Annotated in this window: 19 protein-coding genes and 1 pseudogene; 7 read left to right on the plus strand and 13 right to left on the minus strand. The window is 74.9% G+C overall.

Going from position 1 to position 24520, the window contains the following annotated elements:
- The first annotated feature begins 146 nt into the window (after nucleotides 1-146).
- Entirely contained in the window at nucleotides 147-527 is a 381-nt protein-coding gene (locus tag ACIQPQ_RS26165; RefSeq protein ID WP_401307996.1) for an ester cyclase, read from the plus strand.
- Between the two features lie 89 nt (nucleotides 528-616).
- The gene (locus ACIQPQ_RS26170) at nucleotides 617-1012 is read left to right on the plus strand and encodes a nuclear transport factor 2 family protein (RefSeq protein WP_401308628.1); all 396 of its coding nucleotides are present in this window, start codon (nucleotides 617-619) and stop codon (nucleotides 1010-1012) included.
- 82 nt (nucleotides 1013-1094) lie between these two features.
- Here the strand turns inward: ACIQPQ_RS26170 and ACIQPQ_RS26175 are convergent, their stop codons facing one another.
- Nucleotides 1095-2171 carry an Lrp/AsnC family transcriptional regulator gene (locus tag ACIQPQ_RS26175; protein WP_401307999.1) on the minus strand — a complete coding sequence of 359 codons (1077 nt, stop codon included), beginning with the start codon at nucleotides 2169-2171 and terminating at the stop codon, nucleotides 1095-1097.
- A gap of 258 nt (nucleotides 2172-2429) precedes the next feature.
- On the opposite strand from ACIQPQ_RS26175, the gene ACIQPQ_RS26180 reads away from it, so the two are divergent.
- Nucleotides 2430-3620, plus strand: a complete 1191-nt coding sequence (locus ACIQPQ_RS26180) for a hypothetical protein (protein ID WP_401308002.1) — start codon at nucleotides 2430-2432, stop codon at nucleotides 3618-3620.
- Nucleotides 3621-3699: 79 nt separating this feature from the next.
- Here the strand turns inward: ACIQPQ_RS26180 and ACIQPQ_RS26185 are convergent, their stop codons facing one another.
- From ACIQPQ_RS26185 to ACIQPQ_RS26220, 8 genes and pseudogenes are all read right to left on the minus strand, one after another.
- Nucleotides 3700-5007 carry a helix-turn-helix domain-containing protein gene (locus ACIQPQ_RS26185; protein WP_401308005.1) on the minus strand — a complete coding sequence of 436 codons (1308 nt, stop codon included), beginning with the start codon at nucleotides 5005-5007 and terminating at the stop codon, nucleotides 3700-3702.
- Between the two features lie 314 nt (nucleotides 5008-5321).
- Nucleotides 5322-5444, minus strand: coding sequence for a hypothetical protein (locus tag ACIQPQ_RS26190; protein ID WP_401308007.1), 123 nt, complete (start codon nucleotides 5442-5444; stop codon nucleotides 5322-5324).
- A gap of 780 nt (nucleotides 5445-6224) precedes the next feature.
- The gene (locus tag ACIQPQ_RS26195) at nucleotides 6225-7640 is read right to left on the minus strand and encodes a lamin tail domain-containing protein (RefSeq protein WP_401308010.1); all 1416 of its coding nucleotides are present in this window, start codon (nucleotides 7638-7640) and stop codon (nucleotides 6225-6227) included.
- Between the two features lie 172 nt (nucleotides 7641-7812).
- Nucleotides 7813-9264, minus strand: a complete 1452-nt coding sequence (locus ACIQPQ_RS26200) for an MFS transporter (RefSeq protein ID WP_401308013.1) — start codon at nucleotides 9262-9264, stop codon at nucleotides 7813-7815.
- Nucleotides 9265-9481: 217 nt separating this feature from the next.
- A pseudogene (gene nirD / locus ACIQPQ_RS26205) lies at nucleotides 9482-9871 on the minus strand (nitrite reductase small subunit NirD); the annotation flags it as partial.
- Complete coding sequence (gene nirB / locus ACIQPQ_RS26210; protein ID WP_401308016.1) at nucleotides 9868-12480, minus strand: nitrite reductase large subunit NirB; 2613 nt, start codon at nucleotides 12478-12480, stop codon at nucleotides 9868-9870. The gene nirB and the pseudogene nirD, both read right to left, overlap by 4 nt.
- Complete coding sequence (locus tag ACIQPQ_RS26215; protein WP_401308019.1) at nucleotides 12480-13943, minus strand: NAD(P)/FAD-dependent oxidoreductase; 1464 nt, start codon at nucleotides 13941-13943, stop codon at nucleotides 12480-12482. The genes nirB and ACIQPQ_RS26215 overlap by 1 nt, the downstream gene beginning before the upstream one ends.
- Nucleotides 13940-16318, minus strand: a complete 2379-nt coding sequence (locus tag ACIQPQ_RS26220) for a molybdopterin oxidoreductase family protein (protein WP_401308022.1) — start codon at nucleotides 16316-16318, stop codon at nucleotides 13940-13942. Before ACIQPQ_RS26220 ends, ACIQPQ_RS26215 begins: the two co-directional genes overlap by 4 nt.
- A gap of 194 nt (nucleotides 16319-16512) precedes the next feature.
- Here ACIQPQ_RS26220 and ACIQPQ_RS26225 point away from each other — a divergent pair, with 194 nt between their 5' ends.
- Both ACIQPQ_RS26225 and ACIQPQ_RS26230 read left to right on the plus strand, forming a co-directional pair.
- The gene (locus tag ACIQPQ_RS26225) at nucleotides 16513-17676 is read left to right on the plus strand and encodes a uroporphyrinogen-III synthase (protein ID WP_401308025.1); all 1164 of its coding nucleotides are present in this window, start codon (nucleotides 16513-16515) and stop codon (nucleotides 17674-17676) included.
- Nucleotides 17673-18608 (plus strand): sirohydrochlorin chelatase, encoded by a 936-nt coding sequence (locus ACIQPQ_RS26230; protein WP_401308028.1) that lies wholly within the window; start codon nucleotides 17673-17675, stop codon nucleotides 18606-18608. The genes ACIQPQ_RS26225 and ACIQPQ_RS26230 overlap by 4 nt, the downstream gene beginning before the upstream one ends.
- A gap of 177 nt (nucleotides 18609-18785) precedes the next feature.
- Here ACIQPQ_RS26230 and ACIQPQ_RS26235 read toward each other — a convergent pair whose 3' ends face one another.
- On the minus strand, nucleotides 18786-19994 hold the full coding sequence (locus tag ACIQPQ_RS26235) for an MFS transporter (RefSeq protein WP_401308031.1): 1209 nt from the start codon (nucleotides 19992-19994) through the stop codon (nucleotides 18786-18788).
- A 90-nt stretch (nucleotides 19995-20084) separates the two neighbouring features.
- Here ACIQPQ_RS26235 and ACIQPQ_RS26240 point away from each other — a divergent pair, with 90 nt between their 5' ends.
- The gene (locus tag ACIQPQ_RS26240; RefSeq protein ID WP_401308034.1) at nucleotides 20085-20846 is read left to right on the plus strand and encodes a DeoR/GlpR family DNA-binding transcription regulator; all 762 of its coding nucleotides are present in this window, start codon (nucleotides 20085-20087) and stop codon (nucleotides 20844-20846) included.
- 95 nt (nucleotides 20847-20941) lie between these two features.
- On the opposite strand, the gene ACIQPQ_RS26245 is transcribed toward ACIQPQ_RS26240, so the two are convergent.
- The 3 genes from ACIQPQ_RS26245 to ACIQPQ_RS26255 form a co-directional block, all read right to left on the minus strand.
- Nucleotides 20942-21139 (minus strand): ferredoxin, encoded by a 198-nt coding sequence (locus ACIQPQ_RS26245; RefSeq protein ID WP_401308631.1) that lies wholly within the window; start codon nucleotides 21137-21139, stop codon nucleotides 20942-20944.
- Between the two features lie 110 nt (nucleotides 21140-21249).
- Complete coding sequence (locus tag ACIQPQ_RS26250) at nucleotides 21250-22455, minus strand: cytochrome P450 (protein WP_401308037.1); 1206 nt, start codon at nucleotides 22453-22455, stop codon at nucleotides 21250-21252.
- Between the two features lie 243 nt (nucleotides 22456-22698).
- Nucleotides 22699-23418 carry a TetR/AcrR family transcriptional regulator gene (locus tag ACIQPQ_RS26255; RefSeq protein WP_401308039.1) on the minus strand — a complete coding sequence of 240 codons (720 nt, stop codon included), beginning with the start codon at nucleotides 23416-23418 and terminating at the stop codon, nucleotides 22699-22701.
- A gap of 58 nt (nucleotides 23419-23476) precedes the next feature.
- Between ACIQPQ_RS26255 and ACIQPQ_RS26260 the strand changes: the two genes are divergently transcribed.
- Nucleotides 23477-24388, plus strand: coding sequence for an SDR family NAD(P)-dependent oxidoreductase (locus ACIQPQ_RS26260; protein ID WP_401308042.1), 912 nt, complete (start codon nucleotides 23477-23479; stop codon nucleotides 24386-24388).
- Nucleotides 24389-24520: the final 132 nt, after the last annotated feature.

Below are 24520 nucleotides of genomic sequence, written 5' to 3' on the forward strand. Positions count from 1 at the left end.
TGGTACCGGCGTCGGTGTGCCAGCCCAGGCACCCCCTCAGACGCGTGGGCAGACCCAGTCGAGCAATCCTGGGTTCCCGGTGCTATGGATCTTTCTCCGCAGAATGACGGTTTCCGGGAGCCCCCTCCTCCAGAAACGGAAACCTCATGTCCGACATCGAGCGCAACAAGCAGGTCGTCGTCGACTACTACGAGACCGCCTTCGCCGGGAACCCGCAGAAGGCGGTGGACGATCACTTCGGCGACCGCTACATCCAGCACAACCCCGACGCGGCCGACGGCCCCGAGGCCTTCATCGGCTTCGTGACCTGGCTGCGCGGCGAGTTCCCCGACCTGCGGCTGGACATCAAGCGCGTCATCGCCGAGGGCGACATGGTCGTCACCCACTCCCACCTGGTCCTCAAGCCCGGCGACCCCGGTCGCGCGCTCGCCGACTACTTCCGCCTGGAGAACGGCAAGGTCGTGGAGCACTGGGACGTCATCCAGGACGTGCCGACGCAGTCGGCCAACCCCAACGGGATGTTCTGACGACCGCCCGTCCGAGCGTGTCCGACACGGCCCGGCCGGCCGCCTCGGCGCGCGGATCTGCGGCGTCCGGCACGTCGCGGGCATCCGGTCTGTCGCAGGCACCGGCCGACGTCGTGCGCCGCCAGTACCTGGCCTCCGCGTCCGGGGACCTGGGTCTGTGGCGTACCGCGGTCTCCCCCGACGTGGAGTGGACCGAGGCGGCGGGCTTCCCGCCGGCCGGGATCCACCGCACGCCCGATGGCGTCATCAGCGGCGTGTTCGAGCAGTTGGCGGCCGCCTGGGACGACTGGATCACGCATGACGACACCTACGTCGTCGACGGCGAGCGGGTCGTCGTGCTCGGCCGCTACACCGCCCGGAACAAGGCCACCGGGAAGACGATGAGCGTCCGGGTCGCGCACTGCTTCGTCGTGCGCGGCGGGAAGATCGTGCGCTTCGAGCAGATCGTCGACTCCGCGGTCGTCCGCGCTGCGATGACCGTCTGAGTCCCCCTTCCCGCCGAGGGTGCCGCCGTCGACGACAGTGCGACGGCGGCACCCTCGGCACGCCGGGCGAGGCCGCCGCGGGTCAGGTCCTGGTTCCGGGGGCCCGCGTGCGCAGGCGGTGCAGGAGGTCCTGTTCGGCCTGGCCGGTGGGGGCGGTGTGCCAGTCGTCGATCACGGGGACGGCCCGCAGCACGCGGCCGTCGGGGTCGAGGATCTTCCCGGCGTGCTTGAGCTGCCACAGCGTCAGCGAGCGGTCGTGGACGACGAGTTCGGGGAGGCGGTGGGTGAGGGCCGACTCGAAGGTGCGGAGGTCGCCGACCGTGCGGAGTCCGACCGTGGCCAACAGGTTCTGCGGGCCGGACAGCGAGAGGCACATCCGCGTCTCGCGCATCCCGGCGAGGCGGGCCACGACCCGTGCGGTGTCCTTCGCGGGGGCCGACGCCCACAGTGTGGCGTACACCGGCCAGCCGGACACCGACCGCACCGCCTCGCACCGGTAGGTGATGGCCCGCCCCGCCTCCAGCCGGGCCAGGCGGCGGCGTACGGTCGTCGGGCTCAGCCCGGCGCCGCGGGCGAGTTGCTGCACGCTCTGCCGTACGTCGCGGGCCAGCAGGAAGACCAGGTCGCGGTCGGCCTCGGAGAGTTCGCGCAGCGGGGCGGCCTCCGGCACCGGGAGCTGCTTCGGCGGTGTACGGACCCGGCCGATCCGCCACCGGCTGCCCTCGATGTGCAGCCCGGTCACGACGTGCGTACGGACGGTCGCGACGCCGTCCATGGCCTCCAGCCGGAACGCGACGTAGCGGGCGAGGCGGGCGGGGCTGTGCAGGACCGCCGTGAGGAGCAGTTGGCGTGGGCCGGTCACGTACTCGATCGTGAACAGCGGGCTCTCGTCGACGAGTCGGGCGCACACGTCGTGCAGGCGGCCGGGCACGCAGTCGATCTCGATGACGGCGGTGACGACGTCCCCGGCGACGGAGGGGGCCGGGTGGCAGGAGAGCCACGCCAGGCCCTCCCCGGTGAGCCGGGCCCAGCGGCGCGCGGCGGTCGTCGCGTCCACCCCGACCATGGCGCCCACCTCGCGCCAGTGGGCGCGCGGCGCGTGCTGAAGTGCCGCGATCAGCAGGTAGTCCACCTCGTCGAGTGCGGTGTCCGCGCTCACTTCGTCCTCCTCGTGCGGGGGTGCGCGCCGGGTACGGGCAGGTCGGAGCCCCGGCGGCGCGTGCCGGGCACCACTATCGACGGCCCCGCCGCGATCCGTGCCGTCCGGTGGCGGATCTCTGCGTGCGGCGGTCGTGAAGTGCGTGATCGCGGCAGCGTGGCCGGGATGGGACCGGGACGCCCCCACGATGACCGGCATGTTCCCGCACTCCAGCCCCACCCGTCCCGTCGGCACCGCCTCGCACGCCGGGGAGGTGGCATGAGGACGAGTCCGTTCGCGCCCCGGCACCGGCACGCGCCGTCCGGGGACGCCGACCTGCTGCGCGCGGTCCGCGACGGCGACGGCGCCGCGTTCCGCACGCTCCGGCAGCGCCACCGTGTCGCCGTGCACGCCTACGCCCTGTCCTGCACCCCGCGGCCCGACCTGGCGGTGGCGCTCGTGGAGGGTGCGTTCGGCGGGCTGCACGACCGGATCGTGTCGGCGGGTCCGCTGTACGAGGGGCGGCACGCGGCGTGCGTGCGGCTGCAACTCCTGGAGTCCGTACGGATCGACGCCGTCGCGCGGGCGGTGCGCGCCCCGGCTGCGTTCGGTCCGGGCTTCGTCCGGTGGCTCGACGGGGGCGCCACCTGGCCCCTGACCGCCGAGGGGCACGGACTGGCGGTCGCGTTCGAGCGGCTGCCCCCCGGCTTGCGGTGCCTGGTGTGGCACGGGGTGGTGGAGGGGGACGGACCGGACGTGCTCGGCGGGATCAGCGGGCTGTCGCGCGCCGACGCGCAGACGGCGCTGGCTCTCGCGCAGGCGTCCTTCCGCCGGACGCGGGCCGCAATCGGGGCGGAGCGGGCGGCCGGCCGGGACTGCGCGGCCCTGCGCGAGCAGCTCCTCGCCCCGCAGGGGCCGCTCCGGCCGCGTGTCCCACGGCACCTGTACACGTGCGCGCGCTGCTGGTCCCTGTACGAGGATCTGGGTGACCTGGACCGCCGGACCCGGTTCTCCCTGCCCGCCCGGCTGCTGGGCTGGTGGCCCGCCCCGGAGTACCACCGTCTGAAGGAGCGGGCCGCGCCCCGGCCGGTCGTGCCGCGCCGGGGCGGGGGTGCGGTGGAGCGGGGGGCGTCTTCCCGGCACCGGACTCAGCGCCCGTCCCCGCACTCGCCTCGCCTCCCGTCCCGCTCCGGCGGCTCCCGTCGCAGCCCTGTGGCGCCCCCCGCGGTGTGTTCCGGGGGCGCGGAGCGGGTCGTCGGACCGGTACGGCGCCACGGGGCGCGGCCTGGCGCGCCCGTGCGGAGGTCGCGGGGGCGGGCGGGTGCCGTCTGGCGGCGGACGTACGTCGTCAGGGCGGTGATCGTCGGGCTGCTGGTCGGGGGCGCGCTCGCCGCGGCGCTGGTGGGGCTGCTGGTGGACGAGCGGGACATCGGGTTGCGCGGGGGCGGGTGGGAGACGCTTCTGCCGTAGCGGGCCGGGGTGGCGGCGGGGGCGGGGCGGGTGAGGCCCCCGCTCCCGCCTCGTCGGGCCGCGCGTCGGGCCGCCGCCGCTACTCCGGTGTGGCGGGCGCCGGTTCGGGGGGCGGCTGGTCCGCGGGGGACGCGGAGAGGGTGTTGAGGGCGACCATCAGGCCGACGGTGGGGCTGAGGGCCAGGTGGAAGGAGGTCCGCGGGCCGGTCAGCGCGAGTCGTACGGACTCCAGGACGGGGTGCGGCACGACGAGGCGCTGCGCGTGTCCGGGGAGGGTGAACGCCTCCGCCGTGGCGGCGCGGGCCTTGCCGGGGCCTCGTGCGGCGACGGCGGCGGGGCGCAGGGGGCGGCGCGTGGTGGGGTACAGCGCCGCGTAGAGGCCGTGGAAGGAGACGACGTGGTTGGCGCCCTGGGCGGTCAGTCGGCAGACCGGTACGTCGCCGACGTCGCAGTGCTCGACGAAGTGGGGCGGGAGGACGTCGGCGGGCCGGCCGAGGAGCGCCGTCGGCACCCAGGTGCCCGCGTCGGCGCGGACGGTCGCGTCGACGGTGTAGAGGTCCGCGAGGATCTGCCAGAGGTCCGAGGGCTGCGCGGTGCGGTGGAAGCGCTCCAGGCGCTGGGGTATGAGGCCGAGGTCGCGTTCGTAGACCTCGCTCCAACGGTCCACGGCGTACTGGGCGTTGGCCTGGCGGTCGCGGTCGGGGTCGTAGTCGGCGATGACCCGTTCGCGCAGGGCGCGCACCTGGCTCTGGCGCAGTTCGCCGAGTTCGTGGGTGAGGACGCGTTGCAGGCGTTGCACGGGGCGGCCGTAGGCGGCGGCCAGTTCGGTCAGGTGGGGGTCGTCGGGTGCGGGGCCGCGCCACGGTCCGCGCCGGGGTACGTACAGTTCGGCCAGCGCCACGACCAACTCGTAGGCGCGGGCCTGCCGTCGGCGGACCGCCGGGGTGCGGTCCATGGCCGCCTCGACGGCCGGGCGGCGCATCGCGAGGGCACGGGCGACCTCGTCGACGAACTGGGGGCGCCTGCTGGGGACGATGCCCTCGGTCTCGAAGCGGCGGTAGTTCTTGACGGAGATCCCGAGGATCGCCACGACGTCCTGGGCGCGCAGGCCTTGGGCGCGCCGCCAGTCGGCCAGGGTCCACGCGCGGCCGTCGGTCAGGTCCATGAGCTGCCGGGGCTGGACCTTCAGGGCGTGGGCGAGGGCGCTGATCCGAGGCGGATCCGGCACCCGGTGCCCGTTCTCGTAGGCGAGGATGTGTGACTTCGCGGCGCCGACCAGGCGGGCCAACTCCTCGGCGGTGAGGGACGTCCGGTCGGGGCGTCCGTCGGTGTTCAGCCGTTGGGCCTGGAGCGCGGAGGGGCTGAAGCGGGCTGTTCCCCTTGCCATGTCGCGTGCTCTTTCCGGTCTCCGGGACCACTTCGGTGCACCCTTGAGCGGCCGGGCATCCTGTCGTCGTCGGCGGCGGTGAGCCAACCACCTGGGCTACGATGCCGTTTAGCGGCAGAACCGGTGGATGCTTCACACGAAATGCGCGAAGTTGAATGCCGTGGGCCGCTCGGGTCAGGCTGCGCGGTCCGCGTGTACTGGTGGAAGAGGCCCTGCACCTCCACGGTTCATGAAGCCGTCGTCGGGGGCACAGGGCCTGCGTCTGGGAGCTAGTTCCCGGGAGGCCTCCTGTTGCAGCAGGGGGCCTCTTTCGTTCAGAAGGCCTTGTCGATCAGGTGGCGCAGCAGGGCACCCAGTCCCTGGAGCGTCAGCCAGCCGAGCACCTTCCTCACGGTCTTCCGGTCCTTGCGCTCCCCGCCCTCGGGCGGGTTCTCCATCCGCGGCAACTCCTCTCGTGCTGGGAGCCGATCGGCCCCGCGGGTGTCACCGATCGACACGGTTGCGCACGGGAGAAGCTGCTGTGGCGAGCTTACCGGCTCGGGCCCTCACGATCGGCCCGCGACGGCCTCACGCAGGTCAACTCCCTTGTTAACTGCGACTTTCACGGTCAGTTAACTGGTCCCCCCTGCGAACGGCGGCTGCAATTCCGCTTGTTGGCGCGACCCCCGGAGAGGACATCAGGGGTGGTCACGCTGCGTATGGGCTCAGGGGGGAGCATGGAACCTCGCGGCGGAGCGCGAACGCGCGATCCCCGAAGAGCGGCCACAGATTCCCGGCTGTGACCTGCATCACCTCTCGCACCCCTCAGACGGCGTCAGGCGCATACACGCCCGACACTCCTGACAAATGTCAAGAGGTGTGGCCAAAGGTCTGGGTTCCGGCCGCCTTGGCATCGCTGGGTGGCGTGAGCGGCCCGTCCGACGACCGCCGGTGGAAGGGGTGGCGGAGAGCTGTCGGCGGCGCGTCCGAGGGCCGGGGCCACGGCGGTACCGGTCCCGGCACGGCTCCAGCGGGACGCCGGACCGTCGCTGTACGTAGTTCCGGAGCCGTACGCGCGGGCCGGGTGGGTGGCTGTGCCGCGACCCGGCGGGGCACTCGGTGCCAGGTCTCCCTGTCCGGCTCGATTCCGATTTGCTCATGTCAACGAAAGCGGGGTCGGTCACCGCGCCCCGGCGGAGGTCCGGCGGGGCACGGCGCGTTCGGGGTGGGGAGCGGCGTCAGGGGGTGCAGTCGAGGGTGCCCGTGCGCAGGGCGTGGCCGCCGTCGTTCGCGTCGTCGGACCACAGCACCGGCTTGCGCCCGGAGACGCAGGCGGAGTGCGGGGCTATGGCGAAGCCCTCGTTGTTGTAGTCGGGCATGCCGGTGGGCCGGTCGTGGACGGCGGTGGCCGTGAACGCGCCCTGGGCGTCGATGTCGAGGACCGCGGTCCTGCCCTGGCACGTGTCGTCGCAGGCGGCCCAGAGGTGTCCGCTCGCGGGCTCGAACTCCAGGTCCATCACCGCGGGGAAGCCGCTCGCGAAGGAGGCGACGCGGGTGACGCCGCTGCCGGACAGGGTGAGGGCGTAGACGTGGACGGAGCCGTCCGCCTCGACGCCGGTAAAGAAGAGGCCGCTGCCGTGGCCGGGGTAGGAGGCCGGGTCGTAGGCGGCGCCCGTGCGCTGGTCGCGGAAGCCGTGTGCGGTGAGGAAGGAGTCGGGGACCCAGGAAAGGGCCTCGGGGCCCGCGTTGGCCGGGAGGGAGGGCAGGTCGGGGGTGAGGTTCCACTCGCCGGTGGCGTTGAGGGCGGCGGCGGTGGAGGAGGTGTCGAAGCGGAGGATCTTCGGGGCGCTGGTCGAGCCCTTGGCGTTGTCCCGCTCGGTGACGGCGAACAGCCCGTCCGGGGTGTGGACGACGCCCTCGGCGTCGGGGTCGCCGCCGCCGTTCGCGTAGCGCAAGGTCTTGCCGGAGGCCCAGCCGCCCGCCGGGTCGGGGCGCCAGCCCGTGCCGTCCGGGACCAGCCGGTAGAGCTTGCCGGGACCGTTGTTCACCGCCCAGACGACGCCCGCGCTCTCGTAGGAGAGGCCGCTGAGGTTCTCCCCGAAGACGTCGGCGGCGTCGGCGGTGGTGACGGCGGAGCCGCCGGGCCACGGGCCCTGGGTCGGCCCGCCGCCCCCGCCGGGTGTGCCGCAGGGGTTGGCGGCGCCCTTGGTGGGAGCGGTCGTGGTGGTGAACGGGCCGGTACCGTTCGGGCAGCGGCCGTAGGTGGTGGCCGCGTGGTCGGTCCAGCTGTAGGAGTCGACCAGGGTGGAGCCGTCCGCCTTGAACAGGCGCGCGGAGTCGGCGCCGCCGAGGCCGAACGACGACTCGACGTCCAGGGCGAGGAAGGCGCCCGGCGCCAGCGACGTGTTCTTGGCGATCTTGTACGTGTGGGAGTTCTCGTTGTCCCTGACGACCCACTTGGAGACGTCGACCGCGGTGGTGCCGGTGTTGACGAGTTCGATCCAGTCGCCGGGGCTGCCGCCGCTGGACTCGATCTCGTTGATCCGTACCGTCGGCTGGTCCTGCGCGGAGGCCGGGGCCCCCGACAGGCCGACGGCCAGGACGGTCAGCGCGGCGGAGATGACGATGGCTGGTCTGTGCCGGTTCGTGGGCAACGGCCGGTCCTCGATTCGTACGGTGCCGGGCGAGCGCGCTCGCGCTCCCGGCGCAGCGTGCGGCAGCACGGCGACGGGGGGTTGAACGGGTCACGAACGGGGCGGGTGCGGGACCGGACAAGATCACGGGGCACCGGAGGGCGCCGGACAGGACACGCGTTGCGGACGGGAGTCAGATCCGGGTGCCTCCGGCCGCCGGGCCGCCGGTCGGGCGCAGTGCGCGGGGCGAGAGGTAGACGGCCCAGGTGACGGCCGAGCACACGGCGTACACGGCGAGGAAGGCGGCGTAGGCGGCGTCGCCGCTGGCGGTGATCAGGAAGGACTGGCGGAAGGCGAGGTTGACGAGGACGCCGCCGAACGCGCCGACGGCGCCCGCGAGTCCGATCAGCGCGGAGGAGCGGCGGCGCGCGTCCCTCTCGGCCTGCTCGGGGTCGGTCCCGGCCTCGACGGCGGCCCGTGCCCTGGCCTGGAAGACGGCGGGGATCATCTTGTACGTCGAGCCGTTGCCGACGCCGCTGAGGACGAACAGGGCGGTGAAGCCGAGCAGGAACAGCGGCAGGGAGTGCACGCGCGAGGCGTACAGGACGGTTCCGGTGCCCGCGGCCATCGCGGCGAACGTGGCCAGTGTGACGCGGGCGCCGCCCCAGCGGTCCGCCATCCGGCCCCCGACCGGCCGGACCAGCGAGCCCAGCAGCGGGCCGAGGAAGGTCAGGCCCGCCGCCTTCACCGGGGTGTCGAACTGGTCGTGGAACTGGACCTGGAGGACCTGTCCGAAGGCGAAGCCGAAGCCGATGAAGGAGCCGAAGGTGCCGATGTAGAGGAGGGACATGACCCAGCTGTGGGGTTCGCGGACCACGTCCCGCAGCGCGCCGCGGTCGCCGCGGTGCGCGGGCAGGTTGTCCATCCGCAGGGCGGCTCCGAGCGCGGCCAGCACGATCAGCGGCAGGTAGACGAGGGGCACGAGCCGGGGGTGGGCGGCCCCGGCGGTGGCCAGCACCAGCAGACCGATCAGCTGGACGACGGGGACGCCGAGGTTGCCGCCGCCCGCGTTGACGCCGAGAGCCCAGCCCTTGAGGCGCTGCGGGTAGAAGGCGTTGATGTTGGCCATGGAGGAGGCGAAGTTGCCGCCGCCGACCCCGGCGACGCAGGCCACGGCGAGGAGGGTGCCGTAGGAGACACCGGGGGTGAGGACGATTCCGGCCAGTACGGTCGGCACGAGGAGCAACAGGGCGCTGAACACGGTCCAGTTGCGGCCGCCGAAGCGGGCCACGGCGAACGTGTAGGGCAGCCGCAGGAAGGCGCCGAGCGCCGTGGGCAGCGCGGTCAGGGTGAACTTGCCGGCCGCGTCGATGCCGTACTCGGGGCCGAGGAAGAGGACGAGGACGGACCACAGGCTCCACACGGAGAAGCCGATGTGTTCGGAGAGGACGGAGTGGACCAGGTTGCGGCGGGCGATGCGGGCGCCGCCCGCCGCCCAGAACGCGTCGTCGTCCGGGCGCCAGTCGGCGAGCAGCCGGGCATCGGCGGACGGGTCGGAGGGGGCCGATGCGGAGGGGGCCGGGTGCGGGGCGGCCGGGGTGCCCGCTTCACCGGTGGTGGGGTCGGAGTTGACGGCTGTGCTCATGGTTGTCACCCGCTCGTTCCTGGGGTCGGGTCAGGGGTTCGTGCTGGTCGGTGACGCTACGGACGGCGGGTTTCCGGGGGCGTCCGGGCACCGCTCCGGCGTGCTACGGCTCGCGCACGCCCGCCGGAACGGAGTGTGAGAACACGGGGTCCGTGCGGTCGGCGCGGCCGGTCGCGTGATCGGCGGCGCTGTCCGGGACGGGGGTGGCGGGGCCGCGGCGTACGGGCCAGGTCCGCAGGGTCGCCGGGGTGCCGTCGGGGGCGGTCGGCTCGTCCAGGCAGCGGCCGTCGCGGAGGTCGAAGACCTGCTTGTACATGGGCGAGGCCACGGTGGGGGCGCCGCCGCGGCTGCCGACGATGCCGCGCGCCATGACCTGGGCGCCGCTGAACGGGTCGCGGTTGTCGACGGCGTAGAGCGTGCCCGCGCGGTCGCGGAAGAGGGCGACCTGCGCGCCGTCGGGTGCGAGCACCACCACCCCGCGTCCCGGCGTCAACGCGTCGTAGGGGCAGGCGCGGAGCCAGCGCGTGCCGTCGAACACCTCGACGTGCGCGGCGGGTTGGGCGGCGATCAGGCTGTGGGCGGGGCCGGTGGTGCGGTGCCTGGTCATACGGTGCGTACCTCCAGTCGGTCGCCCGCGATGAGGGCGGGGGCCGGGGTGAGGAGGCGGCCGGGCTCGCCGGGGCGGGCGGGGCGGACCTGGCCGCGCTCGGGGGTGAACGTGACGGTGGGGTCGGGGGTGCCGGGGGCGTTGACGAAGGAGGCGAACCGGCGCAGGCGGTCGGGGTCGTCGAGGACGGCCGCCCATTCGTCGCGGTAGGCGCCGACATGACGCTCCATCAGGGCGTCCAGTTCGGCGCAGATGCCGAGCGCGTCGTCGACGACGACGGCGCGGACGTGGTCGAGGCCTCCCTCGATCCGCTCCAGCCAGACGGAGGTGCGCTCCAGGCGGTCGGCCGTGCGGATGTAGAACATGAGGAACCGGTCGATGGTGCGGACGAGGGTCGCGCGGTCGAGTCCCGCGGCGAGCAGGTCGCCGTGGCGGGGCGTCATGCCGCCGTTGCCGCCGATGTGCAGGTTCCAGCCGTCGGAGGTGGCGATGACGCCGAAGTCCTTGCTCTGGGCCTCCGCGCACTCGCGGGCGCAGCCGGAGACAGCCGACTTGAGCTTGTGCGGGGAGCGCAGGCCCCGGTAGCGCAGCTCCAGTTCGATGGCGAGGCCGACGGAGTCCTGGACGCCGTAGCGGCACCAGGTCTCCCCCACACAGGACTTCACCGTGCGCAGCGACTTGCCGTAGGCGTGACCGGACTCGAAGCCCGCGGCGACCAGGCGCCGCCACACGGCGGGGAGTTGCTCGACGCGGGCGCCGAAGAGGTCGATCCGCTGACCACCGGTGATCTTGGTGTAGAGGCCGAAGTCGCGGGCGATCTCGCCGATGACGATGAGCCCTTCGGGGGTGATCTCGCCGCCCGGGATGCGGGGGACGACCGAATAGGAGCCGTTGCGCTGGATGTTGGCGAGGAAGTGGTCGTTGGTGTCCTGGAGGGAGGCCCGTTCGCCGTCGAGGACGTGGGTGCCGGCGAGGCCGTCGAGGAGGGAGGCCACCACGGGCTTGCAGACGTCGCAGCCCTCGCCGGTGCCGTGCGCGTCGACGAGGTCGGCGAAGGTGGTGAGACCGGTGACGCGGACGATCTCGTACAGCTCGGCGCGGGTGTGGGTGAAGTGTTCGCACAGTCCGCGCTCCACGCCGACGCCGTTCGCCTCCAGTTCCTCGGTGACCAGGCCGGTCAGCAGGCGGACGCAACTGCCGCAGCCGGTACCGGCCTTGGTGCACTTCTTCACCTCGGCGACGGAGGCGCAGCCCTGGTCGCGGACGGCGGCGCGGACGGCGGCGCCGCTGACGTGGTGGCAGGAGCAGGCGATCGCGTCGTCGGGGAGGGCGACGGGGGCGGCGTCGGTGAACCCGGCGGGCAGCACGAGCTGTTCGGGCGCGGTCTCCAGGGGCCGTCCGGCCAGGGCGAGGGGGCGCAGCAGTCCGTAGGCCTCGGTGTCGCCGACGAGGACGCCGCCGAGGAGTTGTCCGTCGCCGCCGATGACGAGTTTCTTGTAGACGCCGGAGCGGCTGTCGCTGTAGAGGACGTCGAGGGCGCCTTCGGTGGCTCCGTGGGCGTCGCCGAAGCTGGCCACGTCGACGCCGAGCAGTTTGAGCTTGGTGGAGGTGTCGGCGCCGGTGAAGCGGGCGGCGGGGTCGGGGTCGGCGGTCAGGGCGCGGGCGGCGGTCTCGGCCATGGCGTAGCCGGGGGCGACGAGTCCGTAGACGCGGCCGTCGGCGGCGAGGGCGCATTCGCCGACGGCCCAGACGTGGGGGTCGGCGGTGCGGCAGCGGTCGTCGACGACGATGCCGCCGCGTTCGCCGACCGCCAGGCCGCAGTCGCGGGCCAGTTGGTCGCGGGGGCGCACTCCGGCGGAGAACACGACGAGGTCGGCGGGGAGTTCGCGGCCGTCGGAGAGACCCATGGCGCGGACCCGGCCGTCCTCGCCGGTCAGCACGGAACGTGTCCCGGCGCCGGTGTGGACGTGGACGCCCAGGTCCTCGATCTTGCGGCGCAGGAGGCGTCCGCCGCCGTCGTCGACCTGGAGGGCCATCAGGCGGGGCGCGAACTCGACGACGTGGGTGTCGAGTCCGAGGGCGGTGAGGGCGCCCGCGGCCTCCAGGCCGAGGAGTCCGCCGCCGACGACGACGCCGGTGCGGGTGCCGGTCCGTGCGGCGTGCGCCCGGATGCCTTCCAGGTCCTCGATGGTGCGGTAGACGTGGCAGCCGTCGGCGTCGTGTCCGGGGACGGGCGGGACGAAGGGGAAGGAGCCGGTGGCGAGGACGAGGGCGTCGTAGCGCAGGGTCCGGCCGGAGGCGGTGGTGACGGTGCGGGCGGGCCGGTCGACGGTGACGGCCGGGTCGCCGAGGAGGAGTTCGATGCCGTGCTCGGCGAGGAACCCGTCGGGGGTGAGGGAGAGGTCCTCGGCGCGGGTGCCGGAGAACCAGGAGGTGAGGTGGACGCGGTCGTAGGCGGGGCGCGGTTCCTCGGCGAGGACGGTGATCCGCCACTCGGCCGCCGCGGGCCGCTCGGTCAGCGCCTCCAGGAAGCGCTGACCGACCATGCCGTGGCCGACCAGCACCAGGTCCTTGACCGGCGGGGTGGAGGGGGTGGTCAGTGGCTGCATCAGGGGGCTCCGTGGGGTGCGGGCGGGACGGTGGACAGCGGTGCGGGCCGAGGGGGTGGAGGCGGTGGGGCCGGAGCGGCGGGCGGGTGAGGCGGGGCGGACCGTGCGGGCGGGACGGACGGCGGCGCGGTGGCCGGGAGGTGCGGCGCGGGCGGGGCGGGCGACGGGCAGGTGGTGGTGCGCGGGACCGGGGAGGCGTACGGGGTGAGGAGGTGGAGGGGCGGGTCGGCGGCGCGGTCGTCACGTGCGCAGGCGAGGGCGAGTTCACCGACGGTGGCGAGGTCGCCGACGAGGAGGGCGCCGACGAGCCGGTCGCCGCGCAGGACGAGCTTCTTGTACGTGCCGCGGGTGGCGTCGGTGAGGCGTACCACGTCGACGCCGGGGCCCTCCTCGGCGTGGGCCTCGCCGAACGCCGCGTACTCCAGCGGCCCGGCGGTGAGCCGGTCCAGGGGGCGCGACCCCCGGTAGCGGGCGTGCGGGTCGGCGCCGGAGAGGCGGGCGGCGAGGACGTCGGCCTGGTCCCAGGCGGGTCCGGCGAGTCCGTGGACGGTGCCGTTGTGCTCGGCGCAGTCGCCGATGGCGTGGACGCCGGGGGCTGAGGCGGCGAGGCGGTCGTCGACGACGACGCCGGTACGGACGCGCACTCCGGCGGTGTGGGCGAGTGCGGTGCGCGGCCGGACCCCGCAGGCCAGGACGGTGAGGTCGGTGGTGAGGTGGTAGCCGCTCGCGAGTTCGACCCGCATGGGGGCGGGGTCGCCGGGGGCGGTGTCGGTGACGCGGCGGGCGCGGTTGCCGAGGTAGGTCTCCACGCCGAGTCGGCGCAGGCCGGTGCGCAGGGCGGTCGCGGCGTGCTCGTCGAGGCGGCGTTCCACGAGGTGCGGGCCCTGGTGGACGATCTCCACGGCGAGTCCGAGGGCGGCGAGCGCGCGGGCGGTGCTGACGCCGAGCACTCCCCCGCCGACGACGACCGCCCGGCGGGCGGCGGCTGCCTCCTCGGCGAGGCGTGCGCAGTCGGCGAGGGTGCGCAGGGCGTGGACGCCGTCGCGCAGGCCGCTGCCGTCCGGGAGCCGCAGGCCTCGGATCGGCGGCAGGACCGGGCTCGCTCCGGTGGCGAGGACCAGGTCGTCCCAGGGTTCGGTGCGTCCGTCGGCCAGGGTCAGGGTGCGGGCGGCCGGGTCGACACCGGTCACCTCGCATCCGGGGCGCGCGGTGGCCGCACCGACCGGCAGGGCGATCGCCGCGCCGTCCAGGCGCCCGGTGAGGACGTCGGCGAGGAGGACCCGGTTGTACGGGGCGCGCGGCTCGGCGCCGTAGAGGGTGACGTCGGCGGTCCCGCCGAGGGCGTGGAACCGCTCGGCGAAACGGGCGGCGGCCATCCCGGCGCCGACGACGGCGATACGGCGGCGGCGCGCCGGGAGCACGGCGGGGGCCGTCGTGGGGGTCGCGGCGGGGCGTGGGGTCATGTGCGCCGCCCCGCGCGGGTGTCGGCGGACGCCGGGGCGGCGGGCCCGGGGGCGACGGCCTCGGGGGCGGCGGGCTTCGGAGCGGAGGACTCCGGGGCGGAGGACTCGGGGGTGGAGGGCCCGAGGGCGACGGCCTCGGGGGCGGCGGGCTTCGGAGCAGCGGGCTTCGGAGCGGAGGACTCGGGGGCGGCGGGCTCGGAGGCAGAGGACTTCGGGGTGGAGGTGTCCGCCGTCGTGGCGGTCTCCGGGTCCTCGGCGGTGCGGGCCGCCGGTTCGACGCGGACCGCGCACACCTTGAACTCCGGCATCCGGGAGACGGGGTCGAGCGCGGGGTTGGTGAGCGTGTTGGCGCGGCCGACGCCGGGCCAGTGGAAGGGCATGAAGACGGTGTCGGCGCGGACGGTGTCGGTGATCCGGGCGGGGGCGACGGCGCGCCCGCGGCGCGAGGTGACCGCGAGCAGGTCGCCCTCGGTGACGCCGAGGCGGTGGGCCAGGAGGGGGTGGAGTTCGACGAAGGGGCCGGGCGCGGCCGTGGTGAGGGCGTCGACCCGGCGGGTCTGGGCGCCGCTCTGGTACTGGGACAGCACCCGGCCGGTGGTGAGGCGGTAGGGGTGGTCGGCGTCCGGTTCCTCGGCGGCGGGCCGGTGCCCGGCCGGGGTGAAACGCGCCCGGCCGTCGGGGGTGGCGAAGGCGTCCAGGAAGAGGCGCGGGGTGCCGGGGTGGTCCGCGGCGGGGCAGGGCCAGAAGACGCCGTCCTCGGCGCGGATGCGGTCGTAGTCGATGCCCGCGTAGTCGGCCTGGCCGCCGGCCGAGGCGCGGCGCAGTTCGTCGAACACCGTCCGCGGGTCGTCGGGGAAGAGGTCCGCCAGGCCGGGGCGGCCGGTCGGGGGGCCGAGGCGGCGGGCGAGTTCGCGCAGCAGCCAGAGGTCGCTGCGGGCGCCCGGGGGCGCGTCGACCGCTTGTTCGCGGAGGATGACCCTGCCTTCCAGGTTGGTGAGGGTGCCGGTCTCCTCGGCCCACTGGAGGCTCGGCAGGACGACGTCGGCGAGGGCGGCGGTCTCGGAGAGGACGAGGTCGCTGGCGACCAGCAGGTCGAGGGCGCGCAGCCGCTCGGTGACGTGGGCGGCGCGCGGTGCGGACACCACGGGGTTGGAGCCCATGAGGAGCAGCCCGCGCACCCCGTCGGGTCCGGGGCGGCCGAGGCTGTCGAGCAGTTCGTAGGCGGAACGGCCCGCGCGGGGCAGGGAGTCGGGGTCCACGCCCCAGACGCCCGCGACGTGGGCGCGGGCGGCCGGGTCCTCGATCGAGCGGTAGCCGGGGAGCTGGTCGGCCTTCTGGCCGTGCTCGCGGCCGCCCTGTCCGTTGCCCTGGCCGGTCAGGCAGCCGTAGCCGGAGTACGGGCGGCCCGCTTTGCCGGACGCGAGACAGAGGTTGATCCAGGCGCCGACGGTGTCCGTGCCCTTGCTCTGCTGTTCGGGGCCGCGGGCCGTCAGCACCATGCCGGTGGCGGCCTGCCCGAACAGCCGTGCCGCCTGGCGCAGTTGCGGGACGGGGACGCCGGTGATGCCCTCGACGCGTTCGGGCCAGTGGGCCGTCGCGGCGGCCCGCGCCGCCTCCCAGCCCGTGGTGCGTGCCTCGACGAACGCGGTGTCGACGGCGCCGTCGGCGATCAGCAGGTGGAGCAGGCCGAGCGCGAGCGCCAGGTCGCCGCCGGGGACGGGCTGGAGGTGGAGGTCGGCGAGGTCGGCGGTGCGGGTGCGCCGCGGGTCGACGACGATCAACGTACCGCCGTTCTCGCGCAGTTCGCGGAAGTAGCGCAGGGCGGGCGGCATGGTCTCGGCGGGGTTGCCGCCGACGAGGATCAGGCAGCCGGTGTGCGGGATGTCGGCGAGCGGGAAGGGCAGGCCGCGGTCGAGGCCGAAGGCGATCCGGTTCGCGGCGGCGGCCGACGACATGCAGAAGCGGCCGTTGTAGTCGATGGTGGCGGTGCCGAGGGCCACGCGGGCGAACTTGCCGAGCTGGTAGGCCTTCTCGTTGGTGAGTCCGCCGCCGCCGAACACGCCGACGGCGTCGGCTCCGTGCGCGGCGCGGATCGCCGTGAAGCCGTCCGCGATCCGGTCGAGGGCTTCAGGCCAGTCGGCCTCGCGCAGGGTTCCGCGGTCCCGCACCAGGGGCACGGTCAGCCGGTGCGGCGAGCCGAGGAGGGCGGCGGCGGAGGCGCCCTTCCCGCACAGCGCACCCCGGTTGACCGGGAACGCGGGCCGTTCCGTCACCACGACCGCGGCGGACGCGGCGCCCGCCTCGGCGGGGACCAGGCGCATGCCGCACTGCAGCGAGCAGTACGGGCAGTGGGTGTCGGTGGCGGTGGTGGTCATGGCCCTCACCGTCGGCGAGGGGCGTTACGCGGCGCGGTCGGTCGCGTTGCGGAGGCGGTACGCGTCCTTCACGGCAGGGGGGCGGTGGTGTGCGGCGGCGGGTACTCCAGCCGTAACACGCGGGACCGGTTGTCTCATCCGCGCGTGACGCGGGGGCAACGCCGTGGAAACGCCGCGGCCCCAGCCTCTCGTCCATGGGCACCTCCTCCGACATGACCACGGCCGCGCCGGGCGGTGCGGCGAACGGGCCGCCGGACGGTCCGCTGACGGGTTTCACCGTCGGCGTGACGGCCGCGCGCCGCCGCGACGAGCTGGTCGCGCTGCTGACCCGGCGGGGCGCCCGGGTCGTCCAGGGCGCGGCGCTGCGCATCGTGCCGCTGGAGGACGACCTCGCCCTGGACCGGGCGACCGAACGCTGTCTCGCGGGGCCGCTGGACTATGTGGTGGCCACCACCGGGATCGGCTGGCGCGGGTGGATGAGCGCGGCCGACGGCTGGGGGCGCGGGGCGGCACTGGCGGCGGCCTGCCGCGGGGCCGAGGTGCTGTCGCGGGGGCCGAAGGCGACCGGGGCGGTGCGCGCCAGCGGGCTGAAGGAGGTGTACTCGCCCGACAGCGAGGCCACCGACGAACTGCTGGCCTGGCTGCTGGCCCGGCCGCTCGCCGGGCGGCGGATCGCGGTGCAGGAGCACGGGCTGCCGCTGACCTCGTTCGCCGCGGCGCTGCGGGAGCGGGGCGCCGAGGTGGTCGCGGTACCGGTGTACCGGTGGGCGCCGCCGGAGGACACCGCCCCGGTGCGCCGTCTGGTCGAGCAGACCGCGCGCCGGGAGGTGCACGCGCTGACGTTCACCAGCGCGCCCGCCATCACGGCGTTCCTGGAGACGGCCGCCGCGGACGGACTGCGCGAACGGGTGCTGGACGCCATGGCGGAGGACGTGCTGCCGGTGTGCGTGGGTCCGCTGTGCGCCCGGCCGCTGCTGGACGCCGGGCTGCCCGCCGTCTGGCCCGCGCGGGGCCGCCTCGGCGCGCTGGTGCGCACGCTCACCGACACGTTGCCGCCGCGGGGGCGCCGGAGGCTGGAGGCGGGCGGCCGGTCCCTGGTGCTCCAGGGCAACGCGCTGCTGGTGGACGGGGTGAGCCACTGGCTGTCCCCGAAGGGCGCGGCCCTGCTGCGGGCGCTCGCCGAGAAGCCCGGCTGGGTGCTGAGCCGGGCGGAACTCCTGCGGCGCGCCTGGCCGGACACGCCCGCCGACGAGCACGCCGTGGAGACGGCGGTCGCCCGGCTGCGCACCGCGCTGGGCCCGCACAGCGGGCTGATCCGTACGGTACCCAAGCGCGGCTACCGGCTGGAGGTGGCGTGACGGCGGCCCCGCGCGTCCCCGCCACCGGCCGACCGTCCGCCGGTCTCCTGCCCGCAGGTGTCCTGCCCGGCGGTGTCCTGCCCGCGGGTGTCCGGTCCGGTGGGCGGTCGGCCGGTGCGTCCGGCGGTTCGGCGCCGCCGCTGGTCGCGGTGGCGCACGGCACCCGGAACGCGGCGGGGGTGGCGGTGACGCGGGCGCTCGCCGCGCGGGTACGGGCCCTGCGTCCCGGCCTGCGGGTGGAGTTGGCCCATCTCGACCTGGTCGAGCCGTCCCTGCCGACGGTGCTGGCAGGGCTGCGGGGGCGGGTGGTCGTGGTGCCGTTGCTGCTGGGCGCGGGGTATCACGTCCGGGCCGACATTCCCGCCGTGCTGGCCGCCGCGCCCCGGGTGACGGCCCGTGTGGCCCGCGCGCTGGGCCCGGACCCGCTGCTCGCCGACGCCCTCGGCGACCATCTCGCGGCGGCGGGGCGGCGGCCCGGCGACGGGCCGGTGGTCCTCGCGGCGGCCGGTTCCACCGACCCGCGCGCCAACGCCGACGCCGCCGCCATGGCCGTACTGCTGCGGGAGCGGCTGCCCGACGGGCCCGAGGTCGTCCCGGCCTATCTCTGCGCCGCCGGGCCCACCCCGGCGGAGGCGGTCGCGGCGCTGCGCGCCGAGGGGCACGCGCGGGTGTCCGTGGCCGGATATCTGCTGAGCCCCGGCTTCTTCGCCGACCGGGCCGCCCGCTCCGGCGGGTCCCTCCTCTCCGCTCCGCTCGGCACCCACGAGGCGGTGGCCCGCCTCGTGCTGCGCCGGTACGACGAGGCGCGGGCGGCCGGCGCCGGGGGTTCCGCCGCCGTACGGGGTGACGCGGATCGGAGCGGGCGGGTGCGGGACGAAGCGGATCGCGGTGGCACCGTACGGGACGCTGTGGCCGTCGATCCGGTGGCCTGACCCGGTCTGCTGCGGGACAGGGCCTGTGCGGCGCGGTGTCAGGGGCCGGCCGCACAGGCGGTCAGGGATGCCGGGGGCGGGTGGGGACCACGGCGGCCGTCAGGCCGGTGCCGGAGTGCGGTGCCGACCAGGTGCTGACCGCGGCGGCAGTCGGTACCGGTGCCGTGGACGCGACGGCTACCGCGGCTGTTCGGCCGGTTCGCGGGGACGCTCGGGCGCGGTCCGCAGGACGCCTGCGGCTGCCGCCGTGACCAGGCAGAAGAGGGCCGGGAGCAGGAACGTGCGGTCGAGCGGGACGAGGTGGGTCAGCCAGCCGATGACGGCGGGGCCCGCGAGCATGCCGAGGTAGCCGAGACCGGCGACGCGGGAGACGTTCGTCCCGGCGGCGGCGGGGTCGGCGTGTCCGGCGGCGCTGAAGAGCTGCGGCACGCAGCCGGAGAGGCCGAGGCCGAACAGCGCCCAGCCGACGAGCGCGGCGCCGACCGACGGGGCGAACGCGACGAGGGTGATGCCGACGGCGGCGACGGCCGAGCCCTGACGCAGCACGGCGACCGGTCCGAACCGCGCGGACACCCGGTCCGCCAGCAGGCGGCCGACGGTCATCGTCGCGGCGAAGGTGCCGTAGGCGAACGCGGCCGTGCTCCCGGAGGCGTCGAGGACGGTCCTGAGGTGCAGGGCGCTCCAGTCGTTGGCGGCGCCCTCGCAGAGCATGATCATGAAGGCGAGGGCGGCGAGGAGCCAGATACGGGCGGGCGCGGCGGCACGCCGGTCCGGAGCCTCCTCTGCCTCGCTGCCGCTGCCGGGGCCGGTCTCGGCGGTCGTCGCCGGGCCGGCCGGGAGCAGACCGCGCGCGGCGGCCAGCGCGATGACCGTGCCGACGGCGGCGGCGACCGCGAGGGTGGCGGGCGGGGAGAACCCGGCCCGCACCGCGCCCGCTCCGGCGAGGGCGGCCAGGACGCCGCCGACGGAGAAGGTGGCGTGGAAGGCGGACATGACGGGGCGGCCGTAGGCCTTCTCGACCTGTACGGCGTGGGCGTTCATGCTCACGTCGAGGCAGCCGTTGCCGAAGCCGAACACCAGCAGGGCGGCGCCCAGGGCCCAGGGGTCGCGGGGCAGGCCGGGCAGGACCAGGGTGGCGGCGCAGAGCGCCCCCGCGGCCGGGACGACGGTCCGGGTGCCGACCCGGTCGACGAGCCGCCCGGCCGCCTGCATCCCGGCGAAGGAGCCCGCGCCCAGCAGGACCAGCAGGCCGCCCAGGGTGGCGTGGCTGATGCCCGTGCGGTCCTCGATCGCCGGGATCTGGACGACCCACATGCCGAGCAGGGTCCCGTTGAGGACGAAGTAGACGAAGGTCACGAGGCGGGCTGACCGCAGCGAACGATCCATGCGCACCACCGTAACGAACATTTTGAATGTTTGAAAGAAGGCCGTACACACAGTTTGAATGTTCGTTGTGGGGAGTGTTTCAATCACGGCATGAGCAACGCAGACCGGCACCGGCTGATCGCCCGCACCGTCGAGGAGTCGGGCAGCGCCACGGTCCCGGAACTCGCCCGGCTGACCGGCGTCACGGAGATGACGGTCCGCAGGGACCTCGACGCGCTCGCCGCGCAGGGTCTCCTCGAACGCGTCCACGGCGGCGCCCGCACCCTCCTGCTCCGCGGTGAGGAGCCGCCGTTCGCCCTGCGGGTCCACGAGGCCTCCGCCGCCAAGCGCCGGATCGCGGAGGAGACGGCCTCGCTGATCGCCGACGGGGAGACCGTCCTCCTCGACAGCGGCACCACCTGCCTGGAGGTGGCCCGGCGGCTGCGCGGCCGGCGGGTGACGGTGATGCCGCTGTCCCTCCAGGCGATCCACCTGCTCGGCGACTCCCCCGGTCCGACCGCGCTGATCGTGCCGGGCGGGCGGCCGCGCGCCACCGAGGGCGCCCTGATCGGGCCGCTGACCCTCGCCTCGCTCGCGGCGCTGCGCTTCGACACCGCCGTGGTCGGCTGCTGCGGGCTCGGCGCGGCCGAGGGGCTCACCGCCTACGACCTCGACGAGGCCGCCGTGAAGCAGGCGGTCGTCGCCTCCTCGCGGCGGGTCGTGGCCGCGACCGACGGCAGCAAGCTCGGGCGGACCGCCCACGCGTACGTGGGTCCCGCCGGTCTGGTGCACACCCTCGTGACGGACACGTCGGCGCCCGAGGCGGAGGTCGCCGCTCTCCGGGACGGCGGCACGCTCGTCCGGACGGTCTGACCGGGCCGGACGACGCTCCGGCCCGGCCGCGCCGGAGCCATGGGGAGCGCGCGGCCGTAGGGAGCGCCGGGCGGCGGGCCGTGCCCGTGCCGGTGTCAGCCCCGGCGCGGCTCGACGGTGATCGCGCCCACCGGGCAGGCGCGGGCGGCCTCGCGGGTCATCGGGTCGGCCGCCACGGCCCCGCCGGGCAGGAGCGTGCTCACCCCGTCGTCGTCCTGGGTGAACACCTTGGGCGCCGCCAGAGCGCACTGGCCCGCTCCGATGCAGCGGTCGGTGTCGATGCCGATGCCGATGTCGTCGACATCGGAGTCGCGGTCGGGGGCGGCGTTGGCGTCGGCGCTTGCGTCTACGCCGGTTGCGTCCACATCGGGATGCCCATCGGGAGTCATCGGATGGCCGCCCGCTACCAGGTGACGGGGAGTTCGAGCATCCCCTGGATGGTGTCGCCCGGTTTGAAGGGGATCTCGTCCGGCGGGGCGGCCAGGCGGAGGGTGGGGAGCCGGGTGAAGAGGGCGCCGAGGGCGATCTCCAGTTCGGCGCGGGCGAGGTTCTGTCCCAGGCACTGGTGGACGCCGAAGCCGAACGCGATGTGGTGGCGGGCGGGCCGGTGCAGGTCGAGGGTGTCCGGGGCCTCGTAGACGTCCTGGTCGCGGTTGATGACCGAGGTGCAGAAGGCGACGCCGTCACCGGCCCGGATGGTGCGCCCGGCGACCTCGATGTCCTCGACGGCCCTGCGCAGCAGGCCGTCGGCGATGGACAGCAGCCGCATCAGTTCCTCGACGGCCGTCGGCAGCAGCGTGGGATCGGCGCGCAGTTCGGCCAGCCGGTCGGGGTCGCGGAGCAGGGTGTAGGTGCCCAGGGAGATCATGTTCGCGGTGGTCTCGTGTCCCGCGACCAGCAGGACGAGCGCGAGGCTCACCAACTCCGCCCGGTCCGGGCGGCCTTCGGCCGCCTGCCGGCGCACCAGGTCGTCGAGCACGCCCTCGCCCGGTGCCTCGCGTTTGCGGTCGACGAGGCCGCCCAGGTACTCCTCCAGTCGTTCGCGCGCGTCCTGGGTGTCGGCGGCGGTCGGACCGCGCAGCAGGCGGCGCGACTGCTCCTCGAAGAACTCGTGGTCGGCGTAGGGGACGCCGAGCAGCGCGCAGATCACCGTGGAGGGGACGGGGAGCGCGAAGGCGGTGACCAGGTCGGCGGACGGGCCCCGCGCGATCATCGCGTCGAGCAGGCCGTCGACGGTGCGCCGGATGCCCGGCCGCAGTTCCGCCACGCGGCGGACGGTGAAGCCGGGGATCACCATGCGGCGCTGGACCTGGTGTTCGGGGTCGTCGACGCCGAGGAGGGCGGCGGTGCGGCCGCGGTCGGCGAAGCGGGGGGTGGTCACGGGGAAGTCGTCGTGGGTGCGGTCGGAGGACAGGCGCCGGTCGGCGAGCAGGGTGCGGGCGAGGGCGTGCCCGGTGACGAGCCAGACCGGGCGGCCGTCGTAGAGCGTGACGCGGGACAGCGGGTGGTCGGCGCGCAGGCTGTCGTAGCCGGGGGGCGGCTGGTGCGGGCAGGCGCGGTCCTGGGGGAAGGCGACGAGGGCGGACGGATCGGTGGTCAGGTCCGGCATGGAGACCTCGCAGACGCGACGGGCGGAGCGGCGGTGGGGCGCCGCTGGACGGTCGGACGGGCGTACCGATCTTCATTAGATGCCTGGGGCACCTATATGGCGACGTGGAGTTCGGCCACTTCCGCCGTTCGGGGAATCTGGCCGGGACGGGGCGGTCGGTTCCGGTCACGGGGAACGCGCGCAGGACGGGTGGTACGCCCTGCGTGCGTCACGCGGGCCCAGGTCGGTCGGTTCCTCCCCGCCTCAGCCGCCGTCCGCGCCGGAAGCGGTCGCGCCGTAGCCCGTGAGCAGGGCGGTGAGGATGTCGGCGAGGCGGGGGGCGACGTCGACCACCGCGTGGGCGAGGTCGGGCTCCGTCTCGTAGAAGGCCCGCAGGCGGGTGCCCGGTGCCGCCATCTGCCAGAGCGCCCCGGCCATGGCCGTGGCGGTGGCGACCACGCTCGTGGCCCGGTCGCCGTCCAGCGCGAGGACCGCGCCGAGGGCCGCGCCGATCGCCGTCACCTCGGCGATCGTGCTCAGTTTGAAGGAGCGGACGGCCTCGAACGAGACGTTGCGTTCGAGGTTGAGCGGGGTGTGGGCGAGGAGGTCGCAGAAGAGCGGGCGGGCCACGAGGGAGTCGGCGAGCAGCACCGCGACGCCCCGGGCCGTGGAGTCGACCGGGATCTCCACAGCGGCGTCGGCGTCGGCGGCCGGTTCGGGGCGCAGCGCGGCCAGCTCCGCGCGGACCGCGCCCGACCACTCCACCCACGCGGCGGCGGAGAGGCGCAGAAAGATCTCCTCGCGTGTCTCGAAGTAGCGCAGCATCGCCGACTTGTGCATCCCGACCTCGGTGGCGATGTCGGTCAGTGTCACGTCGCGTACGCCGTGGGCGCGCGCCAGGCGGGCCGCCGCGTCGAGGATCGCGGCTTCCCGGGCCTTCTTGGCCTGCGGGCTGCGGGCCCGCTCGAACTCAGGTCTGCTCACGCACCCAGGCTAGCGCAACGACGTTGCACTATTAGCACAACAGTGTTTCACTAAATGTATGAGTGAGATCGAGAACGAGAACACCGGCGGCCGACAGGACGGGACGAGCGGGCGGACGTGGTTCGTCACGGGGTCCTCCCGGGGACTGGGGCGTGCCGTCACCGTCGCCGCCCTGCGCGCCGGGGACCGGGTCGCGGCCACGGCCCGCAGGCCGGAGCAACTGGCCGACCTGGCCGAGGAGTACGGGGAGCGGATCCTCCCCCTGACGCTGGACGTGACCGACGGCGCGGCGGCGGAGGCGGCGCTGCGGGCGGCCCGTGAGCGCTTCGGCCGGGTGGACGTGGTCGTGAACAACGCGGGGTACGCCAACCTCTCCCCCGTCGAGACCACCCCCGAGGAAGACTTCCGCCGCCAGTTCGAGACCAACTTCTGGGGTGTCTACCACGTGTCCAGGGCGGCGCTGCCGCTGCTGCGGGAGCAGGGTGGCGGCACCGTCGTGCAGATCTCGTCGATCGGCGGACGGGTGGGCGGCACACCGGGCCTGGGGTCGTACCAGGCGGCGAAGTTCGCCGTCGACGGCCTGACCCGGGTCCTGGCGACCGAGGCGGCGCCGTTCGGCGTCCGCCATGTCGTGGTCGAGCCCAGCGGGTTCGCCACCGACTGGGCGGGCGCGTCGATGGAGATCCCGGACGTCCCCGAGGCCTACGCGCCGACCGTGGGCGCGATGGTGGCGCTGCTGCGGGGCCCCGGGTCACCGGCGGGCGACCCCGAGTGCGCGGCCGAGATCCTTGTGCGCGTCATCGGGAGCGACACCCCGCCGACCCACCTCCTCCTCGGCAAGGACGCGGCCGACATGGCGCTCCACCACGCCCACGGGCAGATCGCGGAGGCGGAGGCGTGGCGGGAGGTCTCCGTCTCGGCGGACTTCGGGACGGACGGCCCGGTCGCACTGCCCGGGAACACCGCCTGACCGACCGGCGCCCGACAGCAGCCCCTCGCGGGTGATGCTGGTCACATTTACCGCGGCAGGCCAGGGCCGCGACACGCGACCGGCCCATCGATCGCCCCGTCAACTCAAGCCGCACAGAACACTTCTGACACT

Source organism: Streptomyces sp. NPDC091281, assembly GCF_044757425.1.
GTDB lineage: Bacteria > Actinomycetota > Actinomycetes > Streptomycetales > Streptomycetaceae > Streptomyces.